We start from the raw sequence: 19308 nt of genomic DNA on the forward strand, positions 1-19308 counted from the left end.
TGCACGTCTCCCTCAGGCGGTTCTACGAAGTACCGTCAATGCTCGCGCTTTTACATCCAGTGTTGTGCCGGCTTTGATCACGGTGTCGCTCTCACCGGTCGGGATCGACGTGTCGAGCACGACAGTCCACTCCGACGCGTAGTCCGCGTTGGGGGTGGAGAATTCGAGATCCTCGTAGTGGGCGTTGAAACAGAGGAGGAACGAATCGCCGGTGACGCGCTCGCCGCGGTAGTTCGGTTCCGGGATCGCGTCGCCGTTGAGAAAGACAGCTAACGACTTGCCGAAACCGCTGTCCCAGTCGGCCGGAGTCATTTCCTCGCCCGACGGCGTGAGCCAGGCGATGTCGCGACTCTGATCGCCACTTCGAATGGGTCGGCCCTCGAAGAATCGACGACGCCGGAATACCGGGTTCTTGGCGCGCAAGGCAATTGCGCGCTTGGTGAACTCGACGAGGTCCGCGTTGGTTTCCGCGAGAGTCCAATCCATCCAGGACAGTTCCGAATCCTGGCAGTAGACGTTGTTGTTCCCCTGCTGAGTTCGACCCATCTCGTCGCCGTGAGCCAGCATCGGGGTGCCTTGACTGAGCATCAGCGTTGCGAGAATGTTCCGGCTCTGGCGTCCACGCAGTTCGAGAATCTCCGGGTCGTCCGTGGGGCCTTCGACGCCGCAGTTCCAGGATCGGTTGTGTGACTCGCCGTCGTTGTTGTTCTCGCCGTTGGCTTCGTTGTGCTTCTCGTTGTACGAGACGAGATCGTGCAGGGTGAAACCGTCGTGGGCGATGACAAAATTGATGCTCGCGCCGGGGCGTCGTCCGGTTGCTTCGTAGAGATCGGAGGAACCGGTGAGGCGGGAAGCGAACTCGCCCAGGGTCGCCGGTTCACCGCGCCAGTAGTCGCGGACGGTATCGCGGTACTTGCCGTTCCACTCGGTCCACAGGCCGGGGAAGTTGCCGACCTGGTAACCGCCTTCGCCGACGTCCCACGGTTCGGCGATCAGCTTCACCTGACTGACGATCGGATCCTGTTGCACCAGATCGAAGAAGGCGGAGAGTCGGTCCACGTCATGCAGTTCACGGGCGAGTGTCGAGGCGAGGTCGAAGCGGAAACCGTCGACATGCATTTCCGTGACCCAATACCGCAGCGAGTCCATGATCAGCTGCAGAGTGTGCGGATGACGGGCGTTGAGGCTGTTGCCCGTTCCGGTGTAATCCATGTAGTGCGCTTCGTCGCCGTCGACCAGGCGGTAGTAGGCGGCGTTGTCGATACCGCGGAAGCTGATGGTCGGCCCCATGTGGTTGCCCTCGGCGGTGTGGTTGTAGACCACGTCGAGGATCACTTCGATACCCGCCTGGTGGAAGCTACGCACCATGGCCTTGAATTCCGCTACGGCCGCATCGGGTTTTGCCGCCGAGGAGTAGTCGGTGTGCGGGGCGAGGAAGCCGAAGGTGTTGTAACCCCAATAGTTTCGCAGCCCCTGGTCGAGCAGCACCTGGTCGTGCATGAACTGGTGGACCGGCATCAGTTCGATCGCCGTGACACCCAGATTGGTGAGGTGCTCGATGATCACCGGATGCGCGAGTCCGGCGTAGGTGCCGCGCAACTCCTCCGGAACTCCAGGGTGCGTCGCGGTCATGCCCTTGACGTGCGCTTCGTAGATAACCGTCTCGTGGTACGGACGCTTCGGTGAGCGGTCGGATGCCCAGTCGAAGAACGGATTGATGACGACGGTCGACATCGTGTGACCGAGCGAATCATGTTGGGGGAAAGGGATGGTGGCGGGTTCGTCGACCAGCGGTTCCGGGTCGAAGGGTTCGGGGTCGGAGCCCAGGGCCTCGTCCGACTCTTGATCGCCGGTGGAGCCCTCGTCTTCGTCCTCGAGGTCCACCTCGGTCGATGTAGCTTCAGTCGACACGCCTTCAGTCGACACGCCTTCAGTCGGTTCAGCTTCGTCCGATTCGGCTTCCGAACTCGTCTCGTCGGTAACTTCTTCCGACTCCACCGCAGGAGTGTCGTCGTCCGCTGAAGGTTCGGGATCACCCGCCGACTCGACGTCGTAGGAGAACAGCGAACGGTCTCCGTCGAAGTCTCCGTCGAACGCTTTTCCGTACGGGTCCAGCAGGAGCTTGCTCGGATCGCATCGCAGACCTGCCGCCGGATCGTACGGCCCGTGCACGCGGTAGCCGTATCGCTGACCGGGGGATACCGACGGAAGGTACGCATGCCAGACGTAACCGTCGACCTCGTCCATCCTGATGCGGGTTTCGGTTCCGTCCTTGGCAATCAGGCACAGTTCGACAGCTTCGGCGACCTCGGAGAAGAGCGAGAAATTGGTTCCCGCGCCGTCGTAGGTTGCACCGAGTGGGTACGCACTGCCAGGCCATACCGGGATGGGAGTGGCTGAGGGCGCGCTCGGCGGTTGATCCATGAATCAGACCCTATCGGGTGCAGCCGATCGAATCTCGTTGACTGTCTACGCCGCTGATCACCGTTTTGCCTGGCTGCGGGCGGTTGCAAGCATTCCGGCTGTGATCTGTTCCACCTCTGCCTCCGAACAGAGGTAGGGCGGCATCGCGTAGACGAGGTTTCGGAACGGTCGTAGCCAGACGCCGGCGTCGACGGCTGCATCGGTCGCGCTCTGCATGTCGACCGGCTGCTCGAGTTCGATCACTCCGATTCCGCCTTTGACGCGGACGTCGACGACCCCGGCAATGGTGACCGCTTCGGCGAGGCCGCGAGCGAGACCATGTTCGAGGGCAGCGACGTCACGCCGCCAGTCCATCGCGAGCAGGAGTCCGGTCGACGCGACCGCGACGGCGCACGCAAGTGGATTGCCCATGAAGGTGGGGCCGTGCATCAGCCCGCCGCCCTCACCGGCGGTGATGGTCTCCGCTATCTCCGTGGTGCACAGCGTTGCCGCCAGACTCATGTATCCGCCGGTCAGTGCCTTGCCGACGCACATGACGTCGGGACTGACGCCAGCGTGATCGGCGGCGAACAGCTCTCCGGTGCGTCCGAATCCGGTGGCGATCTCGTCGAAGACCAAGAGGACTTGGTACTTGTCACAAAGGTTACGTAGGTCGATCAGGTACGCGGGGTCGTGGAAGCGCATTCCGCCGGCGCCTTGAACTACCGGTTCGACGATCACCGCGGCCAGCTCGTCGTGATGCTCGGCCAGTAGCGCTTCCAACTCCTGCACGTACTCGGGGAGATAGTCCGCCGGGGGTGTCTGGGCGAAGACCTGAGGGCGAAGGACGTCGGTCCAGAGAGAGTGCATGCCGCCGTCGGGATCGCAGACGCTCATGGGGGTGAAGGTGTCACCGTGGTATCCGCCGCGCCAGGTCATCAAACGATTTTTCGACGGCTTTCCGAGGCTCCGCCAGTACTGCAGGCACATCTTGACTGCGACTTCGACGGCCACCGAACCGGAATCGGAGAGGAACACCTTGTCGAGGTGAGGTGGTGTGATGTCGACGAGCATTCGCCCGAGGCGAGCGGCGGGTTCGTGCGTCAGTCCGCCGAACATGACATGGCTCATCTTGCCCAGCTGCCGCGCGGCGGCGGCGTCGAGCACGGGATTGCGGTAGCCGTGAATGGCGGCCCACCACGAGCTCATTCCGTCGACGAGTCGCCGGCCGTCGGAGAGCGTGAGGGTGGCCCCCTGGGCAGAGTCGACGATCAGCGGACGAGTCGACGCGGGAAACGATCCGTACGGATGCCAGAGCACATCGGCATCGATGGCGGAGACGTCATGAGGATCAAGTCCGGTTGTGAGCACGGATGCACCCTAACCATTGAGTTGAACGGTGTTCAAGTATGGTCGGAAAAGTGAACACCTCGCTGAATTGGCTCACTGCCGTCGAAGCGGACCGTAGGGCCGCTGGACTGCGCCGCGAACTCCGTCCGCGCACGGTCGACTCCCCGCTGATCGACCTGGCGTCGAACGACTACCTCGGACTCGTGCGGCACCCCGACGTGATCGAGGGTGCTACGGCGGCGCTGCGCCGCTGGGGCGCAGGCGCCACGGGTTCGCGTCTGGTCACCGGCACCACCACCGAACACGAACTGCTCGAAGTCGAACTGGCCGAGTTCGTCGGGGCGGACTCCGGTCTCGTGTTCTCCTCTGGATACGCCGCCAATCTCGGCGCGGTGACGGCCCTCTCGGGGCCCGGGTCGTTGATCGTCTCCGACGCGGGATCGCATGCCTCGCTCGTGGATGCCTGCCGACTGTCACGCGCTCGGGTAGCCGTTGCCCCACATTCGGACGTGAACTTTCTCGCCGACACGCTGCGCGCCAGATCCGAAGAGCGAGCGCTGGTCGTCACCGATTCGGTCTTCAGTGCCGACGGAGATCTCGCTCCGCTGCGGGAGATGCATCAGGTGTGCCGCGAACACGGCGCGATTCTGCTGGTCGACGAGGCGCACGGCATCGGTGTGCGCGGTGCCGGTGGACGCGGACTCGTTCACGAGTCGGGCCTGGCCGGTGAACCCGACATCGTCGTGACGGCGACGTTGTCGAAGTCGCTCGCCAGCCAGGGCGGAGTTGTACTCGGCGACAACAAGATCCGCGCGCATCTCATCGACGCGGCAAGAACGTTCATCTTCGACACCGGTCTCGCCCCGGCCGCCGTCGGCGCGGCCAGGGCTGCACTCGCCGTCCTCCAGCGCGAGCCGACGCGAGCGCTCGACGTCCTTGCCCGGGCGACCGAACTCGCCGACGTCACCGGGGCCCCATCGCCTGAATCTGCCGTCGTCTCGGTCGTTCTCGGTGATCCGCAACGGGCGTTCGATGCCGCGTCGGCGTGCCGGGACCAGGGGCTGCATGTCGGATGCTTCCGGCCACCGTCGGTACCGGAAGGAACGTCGCGCCTGCGCCTGACTGCTCGAGCAACGCTGTCCGCTGCCGAAATGGAGCAGATCTCACTCGTACTACGCGAAGTATTGGCAGGTGCCCGAGCATGAGCATTCTCTTAGTGACCGGAACGTCGACCGACGTGGGGAAAACAGTGGTGACGGCAGCACTGGCCTCGGTGGCCCTGCAGTCGGGTAAGTCGGTCGCTGTGCTCAAACCGGCGCAGACCGGCGTCGACGTCGACGGTGCGGGTGATCTGGCCGAGGTCGACCGTCTGACCGGTGGCGGTGTGACGCTGGTCGAGTTGGCGCGGTATCCCGAACCTTTGGCGCCCGATACTGCTGCGCGTAGAAGTGGTCTCCCGTTGTTGGCGCTCGACGACGTGGTCCGGGTCGCTTCCGACCTGGACGCCACTCACGACCTGACTCTGATTGAAGGCGCCGGCGGCGTGCTGGTCCAGTTGGGGACAGACGGATTCACCGCGCGTGATCTTGCCGCGGCTTTGTCAGCGCCGGTCTTGCTGGTGGTTGCCTCCGGTCTGGGCACGCTCAATCACACTGCTCTGACAGTGGAAGCGCTCGGGGCATCCGGCGTGGACTGCGCCGGGTTGGTGATCGGTTCGTGGCCGCAGGAACCGGACCTGGCCGAGAGGTGTAATCGCGAGGATCTGGTCTCGGTCAGCGGCGTCTCCCTTGTCGGAGCAATGCCGGCCGGTAGCGGCAGCGTGAGTGCCCGAGAGTTTGCTCAGACAGCTTGGGCCGCGCTCGGCAAGTCTCATTTGGCCAACTAGAGCCGTAACATCCGATTTGTCTGCATCGATAGCCAAGGCACAGCGGGGCGCCCTGAATTCGGCGTCCCTCGCGTACGATTCCGGTCGGTATATTTCGGCCGGCGTCCTGGGCCCGAGTCACCGATCGTGGTTGTCGAATTGTGAGTTGGTCAGTCGAATGTAGGTGGTGAGTACGGTCGGAAGATTGTCGTCATCGGCCGTACGCCGCGCAGTGCTCATCGGTGTTGTCGTCTTCGTCTCGTGCCTTGTCGGAATTCTGAGCCGCCAACCCGGCACGCTTGCTGTCTTCTGGCCGGCCAACGCGCTGCTGCTCGGGATTCTCTTTCGGTCACCGCGTTCCGCGACACCGCTCACCTGGATCTGCGCAGTGGCAGGTTATGTCGGAGCCGACCTGATCACCGGCGGGGCGTGGGAGTCCACGGTGTGGCTCAACGCGGCCAACATCGTCGGGGTCGCGAGCGCCTTCTACGCCTTTCGCTGGGTTGACGGTGAGGATCGTCGTCTGACCAGTATTCAGTCTGTCGGATATCTCGTGTCGATGACGGTCGTCGGCGCGTCGATGGCAGCGCTCGTCGGCGGAATCGCAAACCGCGTGCTGTTCGGCGGACAATGGTGGGACGGCTGGTTGCTCTGGTTCTCGAGTGAGTTCGTCAACTACATGACCATCGTCCCACTGGTGCTGACGTTCCCCTCGCTTCGGCGAGTTGATCGAGACCCGAAAGCCCTTGCCGCACTTGTGCGTCGATCGCTCGTTCCGACAGCGCTCCTGGCGGTCTGCATCATTTTGGAGTGGGTGATCGGCGGCGCCGGAGCGATCGCGTTCGCCATGCCCGCGCTCGTGACTGCAGCCTTGCTCACCAATGTTTTTGTCACGTCGATGCTCACAGCCGTATCAACTGCCTGGACGTTGGTGCTGACGGCCGACGGTCATCTCGGATTGTCCAGCGAAGGCCTCTCGCCCGTCAGTGCGTCGGTCCAGATCGGATTGTCGCTGCTGGCGGTAGCGCCGATCGCGGTGGCATGTGTGATCCTCGAGCGCCGCCGCGCGCTCGAAGCGCTGACACAAGCCGTGACCCACGACGATCTCACCGGTGCGTTGCGTCGGGACGAGTTCTTCCGGCGAGGCGGCGGCGTGACGGGTGCGACCGATCCGCGTCGACGCTCCGGACGTCCGGTCAGCGTCCTGATGATGGATCTGGATCACTTCAAGATGGTGAACGACAACCTCGGTCATCGTGCCGGCGATACCGCGTTGGTGAGTTTTGCCGATCAGGTGCGGCGGAACCTCGACGACAAGCATCTCTTCGCCCGCTTGGGCGGCGAGGAGTTCGTCGTTTTGATGACAGGTGTCGATCTGGAAGGTGCGACCGCAACGGCCGAGATGATTCGACGCGCGCAGGCGGAGAATTCGTCGGCAGTGTTGGGCGACCTCGGGCCGACCGTCAGCATCGGTGTCGCGTGTTCACCCCACGGCGACGCGGATCTGACGCAACTGGTCGACGGCGCCGACGAAGCCTTGTACGAAGCGAAGAAACTCGACCGGAATCGAACGGTCTCGCTGACGCTCGGAGAAGTCACGTAACCCGTGCGGACCCGCAGTGTTTGCAGGTCCGCACGGGCTGGTGGTGTCGAGCGATTCAGAAGAGGTTGATCAGTGCCGGAACGCTGAACAGGGCGACGTAGTAACCCATGAACAGGACACCGCCGTGAATCTTGAACAGACGCCCGAGAAGGCCACCGACCAAGCCGACGGTCACGGTGATCAGGAGGCCCAGGATGCCGCCCTCCCAGATGCTGATGACGACGACGAGTCCCGTGAACACCGCGATCACAGCTTCGTGACTGATGTGCTTGACCACCGCTGACGCTGCGCGGTACGCGTAGTTCATGGCAAACGGATATGCGATGACCGTTGCCGTGACCACTGCCAGCAGGCCGTAGAGCAGGAACTCCCACTGCGTCAGGTACGTGGAGAGATTGTTGATCACTCCGGTTTCCTGATTGGTCTCGAAAACCGGCGGAGCGTTGAAGAGAGGTGCCGCGGGACCTGCCGCGAGCGGGCTGAGCGGAAGGCCGAACGCGACGAGCGGGATGAGGGTTTCTGCGATGTAGGTGGATTCCGTCGTACCGTTTTTCGCCGAGACCATCGTGGTCAGTCGGTGATAGCCGTTCTTGATTCGCGCACCTACCAGCTCACCCATCAGAACGGTCATGGCGACGGGGCTGAAGACGAACGTTGCGCTCGATACCGTGGAAGCGGCTGCGGTGAAACCGATCTGCTTGCGATCGAGGACCTTCAGGGGATTGGGGAAGTATCCCTTCCACCCTTTGATGTCCGGGGCCAGTGCAACAGTTTTGGGTTCACTGCGCTCCATGTCCTTACGGGTCGACGGACCCAAGGTCAGTGCGAGGTCCGCGATCAGCGGCCCGACTGCGATGGCAAGGAAGTAGCTGATGTTGAGCGACACATCGTAATTCGACGTCAACGCGCGTGCGCCCAGGATCAAGATCACGAAGGGAACGAGAGCGACGACCCCGGCCCAGCGGCCCGGCGAGGCGTAGGCGATACCGATGGCGGCGACCAGGAACAGCCAGGGTGCTATCGATTGAACGGTATCGGCGAACGGCGCGAGGATGGTCGCGAACAGCACGGCAACCGGCACAGCGACGAACGCCGAGATCACCGCTCCCGAGATCGCCTTGCGGAGTGCGATGTGCGGGATGCCGAGTGAGCGCATCATCTGCGCCTCCGGCAAAAGCGGAATCGCCATCGTGTCACCGGGAATGCCCAGCAGCATCGTCGGCACCGCGTGCGTCATGTGTTTGGCGATCGCGCCGGAGAGGAAGAACGTGAACACCGCGGCCGGGGGAGCGCCGAGCAGGATCACGAGCAGCGTCAGTGGCGCGATGGTGGCGGTCTCGTCCGTGCCGGAAATCAATCCGATGAACGTGAATGCGACCGCGCCGATGATGCCGAAGAGAACGGCAATCAGAATTTCGTTGGTCAGGACCGAACTCATGCGCGCCCACCGTCCTTCGGTGCATTCGAGGCCGGTGCGTGCTCGGCCTCGGCGGCGGCGAAATGGTCGTACAGACCGAGTTCGCGAAGTTCCTGTTGGCTCTGTTCCGGAATGTCGGCGAGAGTGCCCAGACCCTGGCGTTGTTCACTCATCATCGTGATGACGCCGTCGATCGACTCCGCGTCGGCGGCTGCCAACGCGACTATCCTCTTCGGCTTGATGAAGATTCCGCAGACGACGCCGGCGAGCAGGCAGGCCGCGATGCCGACCAGCAGGCTGTACGCCTGGGCCAACGACGGTTCACTGACGACCCGTTCGAACAGTGCCTGGGCCGCGAGAAGGGCCGAAGCGCCGACGACACTGCCGACCAGGACGGAGATCGCGAGGTGTCGACCGTTGACGGTGTCGCCCCAGACTTCGAGGTACGTCTGCTGCTCGGTCGGTTCGGTGGTGGTGGTCGGCGTCGTTGCCGACTGCGGTGGTGACATCAGTCTTCTCCAGTGTCATGCATGGCGAGAGGCTTGCGAGGTGGGGGACTTGCGAGATGAGGGGCTTGCGCGACGAGTGTCAGGTGCGTGCTGCGCGGAGGGCGCTGACAACTCGGGACGGACTCGGGTGTCCGATCTGTTCGGCCATCCAACTGCTTGTGTCGGTAAGGGAATCCAGGTCGATGCCGGTGTCGATCCCGAGGCCGTGGAGCATCCACACCAAGTCCTCGGTGGCGAGATTTCCGGTCGCGCCCTTGGCATACGGGCACCGTCCGAGACCGCCTGCGGAACTGTCGAATTCGGAGACACCCGCAGTCAGCGACGCGTAGACGTTCGACAGTGCCTGGCCGTAGGTATCGTGAAAGTGCATCGCGATCTGCGAAGTGGGGATGCCACGTTCGCGGATCGCACCGAGTAAGGCGAGCACATGGCCAGGCGTGCCGACGCCGATGGTGTCGCCGAGAGAGAGCGAGAGGGCACCGCAGTCGATCAAGGCTTTCGCGATGTCGGCGACACGCTCGACGGGCACGGCGCCATCCCAGGGGTCGCCGAAGCACATCGAGATGTACCCGCGGACGGGAAGTCCCAGGGCTCGCGCGGCGGCAGTGACCTCGGCGGCCGCGGCGATTGCGCCGTCCACCGTAGAGTTGAGGTTGCGTCTCGCGAATTCTTCTGTGGCGCTGACGAATACGGCAACTTCGCTCGCCCCTGCGGCAACGGCCCGCTCGAGACCTTTGCGGTTCGGGACAAGGACGACCGTGCGTACCGAGTCCGGTAGGTGCAGCCGACCCATCAATTCTTCCGCGTCGGCAAGTTGCGGGATCCATCGAGGCGAGACGAAGCTCGTCAATTCGACGGTGCGGGAACCGGCCGCGACCAGGCGTTCGATGAACTGGGCCTTCGTCTCGGTCGGGATCACTGCCGTTTCGGCTTGAAGTCCGTCGCGTGGTCCGACTTCGTAGACCCGGACCGCGGTCGGTAGACCCGTCGCCGACACTCGATGAGGCGCCGGCTTCCACACTGGTGATCCTGCAACTGTTTCGGTCATCGTGGTCAGTTTCCGCCGCGGATCTCGGCGAGAACCTTCTCGGCATGCTCGACGCGAATGCTCTTGTCCGCGATCAGGCGTGCAACCACGGCGTCGATCTCGCTCTTCTGGGCTCCGGCGGTGGCAGCGATGTTGCGGGCGTGTAGTCCCATGTGCCCGCGCTGGACACCCTCACTGGCGAGAACGCGGACAGCAGCCAGGTTCTGTGCGAGGCCAACTGCCAGAATGATGCCGGCGAGTTCTTCGGCGCTCTCGACGCCGAGCATCTTGATTGCGGCCTGCGCTACCGGGTGCACCTTGGTGGCGCCGCCGACGAGGCCGACCGGCATGGGTAGCTCGAGGGTGCCGACGATGTTGCCGTCGGCATTCTTCTCGAAATGCGAGAGTGAGGAGTAGATTCCGTCGGCGTTGACTGCATGGGAATGGCACCCGGCTTCGACTGCGCGCGTGTCGTTTCCGGTCGCCAACACCACGGCGCTGATGCCGTTCATGATGCCCTTGTTGTGTGTCGCGGCGCGGTAGGGATCCAGCTCTGCCAAGCGTGCGGCATGGATCAAGTTGTCCACTACCTCTGCACCGCCGATCAATTCGGCGTCGAACACGGCACGAACGCGCGTCAGCCGCAGATCTGCCTTGTTGGTGAGAATGCGAAGAACGACGTGCCCGCCGCCGATCTCGGCTACTCGATCCGCGATTGCCTCTGCCATCGTGTTGACTGCGTTGGCGCCCATCGCATCTCGTACGTCGACGTGAAGGTGGAGGACGACGTAGGCGGCCTTGTCCGAGGACACGATGCGAACCGAAATGTCCTTCACGCCACCGCCGACGCTGACCAGCTTCGGGTCCTGCTCGTTGGCGAGTGCAATGATTTCTTCACGTGCCTCGAGGAGTCGGATGCGGGCAGCTGCCGGATCCGCTACGTCGACGAGTTGAATCTGGGCTTGCATGATCGGCTGGGTGCTCGAGACGTGAAAGCCCCCGAGTCCGCGTGCGATGCGAGCAGCGTTACTCGCGGCGGCGACCACCGACGGCTCCTCGGTGGCGAGGGGGATCAGGTAGTCCTTGCCGTTGATCGTGAAGTTGGTGGCCACGCCGACCGGGATGCCGATGACGCCGAGGACGTTCTCGACCATGCGATCGGCCTGATCGAGAGTGAGGCCGTCGGCAGCGTCGTAGACCGCGATGTCTGCTTCGGTCAGGTCGGTCTGGCGAACGATCTCGGCGCGCCGTGCGGCGACGTCGTAGGACCGGAAATCGGCGATGCGGCTGTTGGTTGATCGGCTGTTGGTTGATGACACGGGGGGTCGTCCTCCTGAAGTGGTTCTGTGCTCCGCTTCACAGTAGGGAGGTTGATGCCTGCCAGGCCACGTGCTCACAACACATCGATCGGTCGAAATTGTAGTGTCATGCACCATCGCCGCTGTCGTTGATGTCGGTTCCACCCTCTTCGGCTCCCACTTCTCGAAGTTCGTCGAGCCTCGTCGCCATGGACACGCGAAAGAAGTTCTCGTCTTCACGCCAGGAGTGACCGAGGAGGGTGCGGATGCGGTCGAGTCGCTGAACGACGGTGTTCGGGTGGTAGTTGAGTGCGCGAGCAGCCTTGGTCGGGCTCCCGTCGTTGCGGACCAGAGCCCGAAGGGTCGCCGTGAGATCGGTGTCCTTGTCTCGGTCGTAGGCGAGTACCGGGCCGATTACTTCGTCGACGAATTGATGGAGTGATTCCGGATTCTCGCCGAACAGAACGGTGTAAGGCAGGTACGACGCAGTCGTGACCGCTCCGTCGGTCTTGCCCAACGCCGACAGCAGGCGGGCGGTGCGCAGCGCAGAGGTGAAGCGCGCCGGGAGCTCTTCGGGGCGCTCCGCCGTTGCCGGCGCGATCACTACAGCGTGGGGTCCTACCGAACCGGTGATCTGGCGGTGAACGACGGTCGCCGCGGCTGCAGGGTTCCCCGAGCGCGAGACCACCGCGATCAATCCGGCGTGTTGCGACGCCAGAGCTCCGACCGGCAGACTCTGCCCGATTGCACGGAGCGCGGCGGTGCGGAGTTCCGGAGCGACCGACACCACGAGGACGGTGTCGAGTTCGCCGAGGGAGATACCGAGGTTGCGGGTCCGACGTTCGAGATCGCGCCTCCGCTCGGGCGCAGTGCTCAACAGGTCGGCGACCAGTTCGTCACGTGCGCGCCGATCCGCTGCTGCCGCCGCCGAGTGTTGCAACACGAGAATCGCTGTAACTTGAGCTGCCCGTTCCACGGTCCTGAGTTCGACCGGTCCGATCGCCGCGTCCGATCGATTCAGCAAGATCGCCCCGAGGAATGATTCTCCGGCGGTGACGGCGCTGACGAGTTGGATCACGGTCTCGCTGTTATCGGCGACAAACGTGCATCGGCCACTGCGGCGACTCTGGTCGATGGCATCGGACACGGCGCGAGGTAGCGACAACGGCACCGTCGTGATCTGCTCACCCGACGATGTGACGAGAGGGCGTAGCTCGTTGTCGACGACGACGGTGCTGCGCTCGAGTGCGCTGCTGAGAGTTCGTGCTACCTGGGCGTAGCCACCACCGCGGAGAACGGCATGGATCAGATCCTGGTGGACGATGTTCGATTTGTCCCGTGCGGACACGTGCTCGCGCAGCTCGTCGAGTGCTCGCCCGGTCTCGGCGGCGGATTCCTCGGCGCGGTCCAGCGCCCGTGCGGTTTGCAGGACTACCGAGGCGTGATCGGCGAGAGCAGAGAGCAGGGCGATCTGATCTGCGGTAAATCGTCGTTCCCGGCGATCGGCGGCAAACAGGACACCGAGGATCTGGCCGTCCGAGAGCATCGGCACACCGAGAATCGCCACCAGACCCTCGGCGACTATCGCGGCATCGACAACCTCGTCGTGCCGCGACTGCGTGTATTCGCTGTAGTTCTGGACCCACTGGGCCGCACGAGATTCGGCAATCGCGCTGACCAAGCCGGCGCCCGCAGGAACCTGCAGATGCTGGAGCTCCGGCGAGACCGCGCCGGCTGTCTTTCGAACGTTCAGATCTCTGGTGACCACATCGAACTCGGACAGGTACGTGACGTCGGTGCCCATGATGTCGTGTGCGCGGTTGACCAGTCTCTGCAGCAGTGTGTCGACGTCGCGAACCTGCGCAAGCTCGCGCGCACTCGAATAGAGGACCGCCAATTCGTTCTCACGGCGGCGCAGTCGACGAAATTCCGACCGACTGGCCCGGATGCGGGCCGCGGTCTCCGTGATCTCCGTTGTGCCAAGGCCGAATTCGGAAAGTGCCTGTTCGACATGTTCGTCTCCGACAGCGTCGGATGTCACGTCGAACAGTGCGGCAATCTCGTTGGGGTCCGAGTCGGAGTCTGAAGCTGAGTCGGAGTCTGAATCAGGGGCGGTCACACCGAACAAACTACAGACCGGTGGAACCGCCGAATTCGTCGAGCGCCGAGGATTTGTGATTGTTGTTCATCTCTAACGTATTTCGATCCGTTCTCGCCTCTCCCGTCTCCGTGCGCAGTGTGTCGAGTTCCTTCTCGAGCCCGCTGACTTTTGTCTCGAGGGCGCCTATTTTGCGGTTCAAGGCTTGGATGCTCGCCATGCACACGCCGTTCGCATCGACGGCCGAGATACGACGGGTGTTGGATCCCAAGCCGAAAATCGCTGCAAAATCCTGCGCCATCGGACCCAGGTGGCGGATCGACTTGTGGTCGAAACCGTAACTCCACGTGCTTATTCGAAGGGCTGTCAACCTGTCGAGCACATCCTGGGCGCTGGTCGGAACAACCGCGTCCGTATGCACGCCCCGTCGTCGCGTGGCCCGTGAGAACACCCAGTGCGCGGGATGGCGCATCGCGGCGTTCACTCGAGTGCTGACTCCAACGCCGAGGTATTCAGTGCGCTCGCCCTTTTCAGTGCGCTCGCCCTTTTCAGTGCGCTCGCCCTCGTCAGGCGGTGAGTTCACGTCGTGCGGTTTTGACGGTCTTGTCGCTCAGCAGAATTCCCGCTCCTGCGCCGAGCAGTCCGAGGCCGATTCCGACAGCAGCGCTGCCGAGGCCCAAAGCAATTCCCAACATGATTCCTCCAAAAATTGTGCGGTGAATTGAGGGGCCAGGTGTCCGACGAAAGTGCTGCCGACCTGCTCCGCGCTCATCTTTCACATTGCTCCGCCGTGCGGTCGATGACAACCCGTCTGGACCGAATTTCTCGTGGAAAACACAGGCGTGCAAGACTGGGTGAAGAACTGCTGAGTCATCGGCGTCTTGTGGGCGCCGTACGGGCGGCAGTATTTAAGTAGCCATCGACCGATCTCTAACGCAGGTTTATCTGCGCGCGGCAACGATGACCAGGCAAAAGGGTGGCATGTGAACGAATCGAACAGTGGCTTGTTTTCCGACCTCAGTGCGTCGGAGCCCGTTGTCGACGCAAAAAGCGCCGAGCAATTGGCGGCCGAGCGTGAAACTGCGGCAGCGGAACGCTCCAATACCGACACCGCTGAACAGCGGCAGTCACAGCTGTTCAGCGGTTAAGCGCGTCAGGACTCCTTGATTACCGACAGAACATTGCCGGCGGGGTCGGTGAACCACGCGATATCGGGGCCGTTGCCACGCATGATGCCTCGCGCATCCTGGGGGAATCCGTCGTATTTCAGAAACTCCACACCACGTGCGGTCAGTTGATCGACGGTTGTGTCGATGTCGTCGACGACGAAGTTGAGGATCGTGTACGTCGCCGCTTCGTGATTCGGTTTCGGATAAACCAGGATCTCGGTTCCGCCGGCAAGATGTAGGCGAATGAGTCCCATGTCTTCGTCGGTCACTTTCAGCCCGAGTGTTTCGCCGTAGAACTTCTTTGCAGCGTCGATGTCAGTCACCGAAAATCCGCTGAATGCTTTCGTGTCTGCAAGCATGACTATCTCCGTTCCCAGCGGTTGCCGGACTAGGTGGTGTGGGAATCCGTCATTCCGGATTCCATCTCGGTCCTGGCTTCCTCGCTGAACTCGATGATCTGAACGTAGTTTCCGTCGGGGTCGATAGCGGTGGCGAACAAACTGCCCCCGCGGTCTTCGAGTGGGGCGAACCAGTTTCCGCCGAGTGCATCGATGCGCTGCGCGATCGACCGGGCGTCGTCGGTCTCGACATTGAGGAACATTCGGCCGGGCTGCGGGTTGGTATCGCCGACGTCGTCGCGTCTGTCGAGCATCACGTAGAAACCGTTGAAGTCGAGGACGTCGTAGCCGGGTTCGCCCGGGGTGCGGTCGACTTTCGGGGCGAACGCCTCGGCGTACCAGTCGCGCAAGCGTTCGGGGTTGGTGCTCGAGAGCAAAATGCTGCTGATGCTGGATCCGGACATGTGTCCTCCTGCTGTTGGTCGTTACTGGCGTCGGTGATCGAGGCGCTGGCCACATCACCTTGCAGATACAGACTTCCCGCAGCGACGAAACTCATCGGTGAAACTGATCGAGGCTCAGGTGTGCTCCGAAACCATGATCGCCGTCGTGCCTGGTTCGAGTGCCCGAAAGATGTGTTCCTCGTCGCCGGGATATGCGAGGTAGTCGCCCGGTCCGAGCTCGATCGGATCTGCGGTCGGCCCGACCTCGGCCCGACCCGTACCGATCACAACGTGTTCGGTGGTGCCGCGGGCATGCGGAGTCGAAATGCGAGGCTCGCCCGGCTCGGCGACGATCCGATACAGATCGCGGCGTGCGTTCGGTGGGCTGGGCGCCAGGAGAGTCGCGATGTACGACGCGTTTGCCGACGCAATCGCGGGCCCTTCTCCGGCTCGAATCAACTGAACGGTCTGTGCCTGCGAGTCGACAAGTTGTGAGAATGGCACACCCAATGCGTTGCCGAGTGCCCACAGTGTTTCGAGGCTCGGGTTTCCGAGGCCGGATTCGAGTTGGGAGAGTGTGGATTTGGCGATGTCGGCGCGCCGGGCGACCTCGGAGAGGCTCAATCCCGCTCGGGTGCGCTCGCGTTTGAGCGCGACGGCCACCAGCTTCTGAGGGCTCTGATCCGTGCCGGTTTCACCACTATCCATCGTTCGATTCTCCGATCGATCGTTTTTCTTGACGAACGGTTCCATTTCGTTCAACATAGAATACATGCGTTCTTTATGGCGAACAGTTGATCGCGACACGATCCGAGTGAGTGTGCTGATCTGTCTCTCCGTGGCCATCGTCGGCGTGTCCTACGGTGTGACGGCAGGATCGGCTGGATTCTCGCTGTGGCAGCTGCTTGCCTTGGCTGTGCTCGTTCTGGGTGCCTCGTCGGAGTTCCTGTTCATCGGAATCATCGCGGCCGGAGGCGGCGCCCTCGCTGCAGTTGTAGCCGGCTTGCTGATCAACTCTCGAAACTTCGCCTACGGATTGGCAGCGGGATCTTTTCTCGGCGAGGCTCGTCACACGGATTCAGGCTGGCGCAGGTGCTCGGGTTGGCGCAAGTTGGTCGGCGCGCACCTGGTCAACGACGAAAGCGTCGCGGTTGCCATGGCGCAGGGCTCGGTGAAGCAGAAGCGTGCGGCTTTCTGGTTCTGTGGGATCGGGATCGCGGTGTCGTGGCCGATCGGAGCTCTCCTGGGCGGGCTGCTCGGCAGCGTCGTCCAAGATCCGGCCGCGTTGGGATTGGATGCCGCTTTTCCGGTCGTCATTCTGGCCCTGGTCCTGCCCGCACTGAGGGAAAAGGTCACATTGCTTGCCGCTGTGATCGGTGCAGCGGTTGCAGTGGCCACGTCACCGTTCCTGCCGTCGGGTACCGCGCCGCTCGTAGCTCTGCTGAGTATCGCGGTGACGATACCGTTCCGGGAGAAGGTTCGATGAATGCTGCATCGGTCTGGATCGGCATTGTGGTGTTCGCTTGCGGCTCTTACGCTTTGCGGGTCAGTGGTGTTCTGCTCCGAGCTCGGGTGACGCTCTCCGGCTTCGCCGAGAAGTCCCTCGATCGTGCTGTCGTGGTGCTGTTGCTTGCAGTGGTTGCGACCTCGACGATCTTCGCCGGACATGACGTTGCGGGTCCGGCGCGGATGCTCGGCGTGGTGGCCGGAGGTATCTGCGCCTGGTTCAAGGCCCCGTTGGTGGTCGTGGTGATTGTCGCGGCCGGCGCTACTGCATTGCTGCGACTGTCAGGAGTGTCGTAGAGCCGATTCGATGGGCGTTGAATCGGGGATCGAATTCAGGCGAGTGCGAATGCCGTCGATGAAGAGGTCCAGGCCGAACTGGAATCGCACTGTCGGATCGCCGTCGAGGAGGTCCTCGTCGGAACCGCCGCCGATGACCTCGGGAGAGTCGGGGGAGATGGGAGCTCGGGTGAGTGCCCCCATTTCTTCCATCTGCGCTCGGGACTGCTCGTCGACGGTATGGCCGAGTACGTAATACAGCAGGGCATACGCCGCGAGTTGGGCGTGCTCGCGTGAGAGGCCGGATTCTTGCCCGGCTTGCACGAAGTGCTCGCGCACCTTGCTGCTTGTCATCCGTGAGGCGAAGGTGGCGCTGACCAACTCGGCGCCGTCGCGGTGCGCCAGCAGGGCAGATCGAAGTCTGTGTGCCAGTTCGGAATACGCCTCTTGCCACGTGTCCGCGTCAACGGGGGCGTCGAGGTCTTCGAGGATCTTGTCGACGACTGCGCCGAGCAAGGTCTGTTTGTTCGGGAAATGCCAGTAGAGAGCGCCGGGTTGGACGCCAAGCGAGGTTGCGAGCCTACGCATCGTGAGGTCGGCAAGCCCGAACTCGTCGAGTATCGCCATGGCGCCGTCCAGCACGTCGCCGCGTCGCAACTGCACTTGTTGTTCCCCTCGTTTCGCCTCGCTGTTGACCGCTCGCGATCAGATGTCGATCGGCCCCGCCTTTGACAGTATTCCACCACGTCTCTAACGTGAACACCGTTCAACTTGTACGGTGTTCAATTTTGCTGGTTCTGAAGGAGACGTCTGTGACCCCGCCCCCGATTAGCACGGCCCCTGCGACGGTCGACATCCTCGACCAGGCGCGCGAGCAAGTTCTCGACAGAGGAGTTGGCCTGACCGAAAGCCAGGTACTCGACGTACTCCGGCTCGACGACGACAGGCTCGAAGACCTGCTGGCTCTCGCCCACGATGTTCGTATGAAGTGGTGTGGACCGGAGGTCGAGGTCGAGGGCATCATCAGCCTCAAGACGGGCGGCTGCCCTGAGGACTGCCATTTCTGCTCGCAGTCCGGACTCTTCCAGTCGCCGGTTCGCGCGGCCTGGTTGGACATCCCGAGCCTGGTGGAAGCTGCCAAGCAGACGGCGAAGTCGGGCGCTACCGAGTTCTGCATCGTGGCCGCTGTCCGCGGACCCGACGCCCGGTTGCTCGCTCAGGTCGCGGCCGGCATCGAGGCGATCCGCAACGAGGTCGACATCCAGATAGCCTGCTCGCTCGGCATGCTGACCCAGGAACAGGTCGACCAACTGGCCGCCATGGGTGTGCACCGGTACAACCACAACTTGGAAACCTCGAAGTCGCATTTCCCGAACGTCGTCACCACGCACTCGTGGGAAGAGCGTTGGAACACCCTGCGGATGGTTCGCGAAGCAGGCATGGAAGTGTGCTGCGGCGGAATCCTGGGCATGGGCGAATCGCTGGAGCAGCGCGCAGAATTCGCGGCCAACCTGGCTGAACTCGAGCCGGACGAGGTCCCGCTCAACTTCCTCAACCCGCGTCCGGGCACCCCGTTCGGTGATCTGGATGTGCTGCCCGCCAGCGAGGCGCTCAAGTCCGTGGCGGCATTCCGTCTCGCGCTGCCTCGCACGATCCTGCGCTTCGCCGGTGGACGCGAGATCACCCTCGGCGACCTGGGTGCCAAGCAGGGCATCCTCGGCGGAATCAACGCCGTCATCGTCGGCAACTACCTGACGACGCTCGGGCGTCCCGCCGAGAAGGATCTGGATCTGTTGGTCGATCTGCAGATGCCGATCAAAGCACTGAACGACACTCTGTGAGCACTCCGGTGACCGAGGAGCGGTACAACCCGTTCACCGGGCGTCGGATCGTCGACGGTGTCGACGGAACGGACCCCACAGCCGGGGGCCTTGGGCACGAGCCCGCAACCCTAAGCGTTCACGTCGGGAGTCGCCAGAACGTTAAGGTGAAGACAGAACGGATGTT

20 protein-coding genes are annotated in these 19308 nt (G+C 63.0%); 7 read left to right on the forward strand and 13 right to left on the reverse strand.

Annotated features, from left to right (window positions below):
• Positions 1-12: 12 nt before the first annotated feature.
• Entirely contained in the window at positions 13-2424 is a 2412-nt protein-coding gene (glgX, locus tag ACFWAD_RS20825) for a glycogen debranching protein GlgX (RefSeq protein ID WP_378547221.1), read from the reverse strand.
• A gap of 57 nt (positions 2425-2481) precedes the next feature.
• Positions 2482-3774 (reverse strand): adenosylmethionine--8-amino-7-oxononanoate transaminase, encoded by a 1293-nt coding sequence (locus ACFWAD_RS20830; protein WP_378547224.1) that lies wholly within the window; start codon positions 3772-3774, stop codon positions 2482-2484.
• 38 nt (positions 3775-3812) lie between these two features.
• On the opposite strand from ACFWAD_RS20830, the gene ACFWAD_RS20835 reads away from it, so the two are divergent.
• From ACFWAD_RS20835 to ACFWAD_RS20845, 3 genes are all read left to right on the forward strand, one after another.
• Positions 3813-4958 (forward strand): 8-amino-7-oxononanoate synthase, encoded by a 1146-nt coding sequence (locus ACFWAD_RS20835; RefSeq protein ID WP_378547228.1) that lies wholly within the window; start codon positions 3813-3815, stop codon positions 4956-4958.
• On the forward strand, positions 4955-5638 hold the full coding sequence (gene bioD / locus ACFWAD_RS20840; RefSeq protein WP_378547230.1) for a dethiobiotin synthase: 684 nt from the start codon (positions 4955-4957) through the stop codon (positions 5636-5638). Before ACFWAD_RS20835 ends, bioD begins: the two co-directional genes overlap by 4 nt.
• 166 nt (positions 5639-5804) lie before the next feature.
• Positions 5805-7220: a diguanylate cyclase gene (locus ACFWAD_RS20845; protein ID WP_378547233.1), complete on the forward strand. Its 1416-nt coding sequence runs from the start codon at positions 5805-5807 to the stop codon at positions 7218-7220.
• A gap of 55 nt (positions 7221-7275) precedes the next feature.
• Here the strand turns inward: ACFWAD_RS20845 and ACFWAD_RS20850 are convergent, their stop codons facing one another.
• The 7 genes from ACFWAD_RS20850 to ACFWAD_RS20880 all read right to left on the reverse strand — a co-directional run bounded on the left by ACFWAD_RS20850 (position 7276) and on the right by ACFWAD_RS20880 (position 14264).
• The gene (locus ACFWAD_RS20850; RefSeq protein WP_378547236.1) at positions 7276-8658 is read right to left on the reverse strand and encodes a tripartite tricarboxylate transporter permease; all 1383 of its coding nucleotides are present in this window, start codon (positions 8656-8658) and stop codon (positions 7276-7278) included.
• Positions 8655-9146 carry a hypothetical protein gene (locus tag ACFWAD_RS20855; RefSeq protein ID WP_378547239.1) on the reverse strand — a complete coding sequence of 164 codons (492 nt, stop codon included), beginning with the start codon at positions 9144-9146 and terminating at the stop codon, positions 8655-8657. The genes ACFWAD_RS20850 and ACFWAD_RS20855 overlap by 4 nt, the downstream gene beginning before the upstream one ends.
• 79 nt (positions 9147-9225) lie before the next feature.
• Positions 9226-10194 carry a hydroxymethylglutaryl-CoA lyase gene (locus ACFWAD_RS20860; protein WP_378547242.1) on the reverse strand — a complete coding sequence of 323 codons (969 nt, stop codon included), beginning with the start codon at positions 10192-10194 and terminating at the stop codon, positions 9226-9228.
• A 5-nt stretch (positions 10195-10199) separates the two neighbouring features.
• Positions 10200-11492: a hydroxymethylglutaryl-CoA reductase, degradative gene (locus tag ACFWAD_RS20865; protein ID WP_378547245.1), complete on the reverse strand. Its 1293-nt coding sequence runs from the start codon at positions 11490-11492 to the stop codon at positions 10200-10202.
• A 106-nt stretch (positions 11493-11598) separates the two neighbouring features.
• Positions 11599-13590 carry a helix-turn-helix domain-containing protein gene (locus ACFWAD_RS20870; RefSeq protein WP_378547248.1) on the reverse strand — a complete coding sequence of 664 codons (1992 nt, stop codon included), beginning with the start codon at positions 13588-13590 and terminating at the stop codon, positions 11599-11601.
• Positions 13591-13600: 10 nt separating this feature from the next.
• Positions 13601-14152 carry a tail fiber domain-containing protein gene (locus ACFWAD_RS20875; protein ID WP_378547250.1) on the reverse strand — a complete coding sequence of 184 codons (552 nt, stop codon included), beginning with the start codon at positions 14150-14152 and terminating at the stop codon, positions 13601-13603.
• Positions 14136-14264: a hypothetical protein gene (locus ACFWAD_RS20880; RefSeq protein ID WP_003941742.1), complete on the reverse strand. Its 129-nt coding sequence runs from the start codon at positions 14262-14264 to the stop codon at positions 14136-14138. Before ACFWAD_RS20880 ends, ACFWAD_RS20875 begins: the two co-directional genes overlap by 17 nt.
• Positions 14265-14552: 288 nt before the next feature.
• Here ACFWAD_RS20880 and ACFWAD_RS20885 point away from each other — a divergent pair, with 288 nt between their 5' ends.
• Entirely contained in the window at positions 14553-14717 is a 165-nt protein-coding gene (locus tag ACFWAD_RS20885; protein WP_214888215.1) for a hypothetical protein, read from the forward strand.
• 5 nt (positions 14718-14722) lie between these two features.
• Here ACFWAD_RS20885 and ACFWAD_RS20890 read toward each other — a convergent pair whose 3' ends face one another.
• The 3 genes from ACFWAD_RS20890 to ACFWAD_RS20900 form a co-directional block, all read right to left on the reverse strand.
• A complete protein-coding gene (locus ACFWAD_RS20890) occupies positions 14723-15097 on the reverse strand; it encodes a VOC family protein (RefSeq protein WP_347872989.1) in 375 nt (124 codons plus the stop codon).
• A 29-nt stretch (positions 15098-15126) separates the two neighbouring features.
• Entirely contained in the window at positions 15127-15540 is a 414-nt protein-coding gene (locus ACFWAD_RS20895; RefSeq protein ID WP_378547253.1) for a VOC family protein, read from the reverse strand.
• A gap of 114 nt (positions 15541-15654) precedes the next feature.
• Positions 15655-16227, reverse strand: a complete 573-nt coding sequence (locus ACFWAD_RS20900) for a helix-turn-helix domain-containing protein (protein WP_378538772.1) — start codon at positions 16225-16227, stop codon at positions 15655-15657.
• A 64-nt stretch (positions 16228-16291) separates the two neighbouring features.
• On the opposite strand from ACFWAD_RS20900, the gene ACFWAD_RS20905 reads away from it, so the two are divergent.
• Both ACFWAD_RS20905 and ACFWAD_RS20910 read left to right on the forward strand, forming a co-directional pair.
• The gene (locus ACFWAD_RS20905) at positions 16292-17005 is read left to right on the forward strand and encodes an AzlC family ABC transporter permease (protein ID WP_378547256.1); all 714 of its coding nucleotides are present in this window, start codon (positions 16292-16294) and stop codon (positions 17003-17005) included.
• Positions 17002-17322, forward strand: coding sequence for an AzlD domain-containing protein (locus ACFWAD_RS20910; RefSeq protein ID WP_378547259.1), 321 nt, complete (start codon positions 17002-17004; stop codon positions 17320-17322). The genes ACFWAD_RS20905 and ACFWAD_RS20910 overlap by 4 nt, the downstream gene beginning before the upstream one ends.
• Here the strand turns inward: ACFWAD_RS20910 and ACFWAD_RS20915 are convergent.
• Positions 17308-17964 (reverse strand): TetR/AcrR family transcriptional regulator C-terminal domain-containing protein, encoded by a 657-nt coding sequence (locus ACFWAD_RS20915; RefSeq protein WP_003941670.1) that lies wholly within the window; start codon positions 17962-17964, stop codon positions 17308-17310. The two genes, ACFWAD_RS20910 and ACFWAD_RS20915, sit on opposite strands and share 15 nt — an antisense overlap.
• A gap of 164 nt (positions 17965-18128) precedes the next feature.
• On the opposite strand from ACFWAD_RS20915, the gene bioB reads away from it, so the two are divergent.
• Positions 18129-19142, forward strand: a complete 1014-nt coding sequence (gene bioB / locus ACFWAD_RS20920; RefSeq protein WP_219468556.1) for a biotin synthase BioB — start codon at positions 18129-18131, stop codon at positions 19140-19142.
• Positions 19143-19308: the final 166 nt, after the last annotated feature.

Source organism: Rhodococcus sp. NPDC059969, assembly GCF_042738325.1.
In the GTDB taxonomy this organism is placed as follows: domain Bacteria; phylum Actinomycetota; class Actinomycetes; order Mycobacteriales; family Mycobacteriaceae; genus Rhodococcus_F.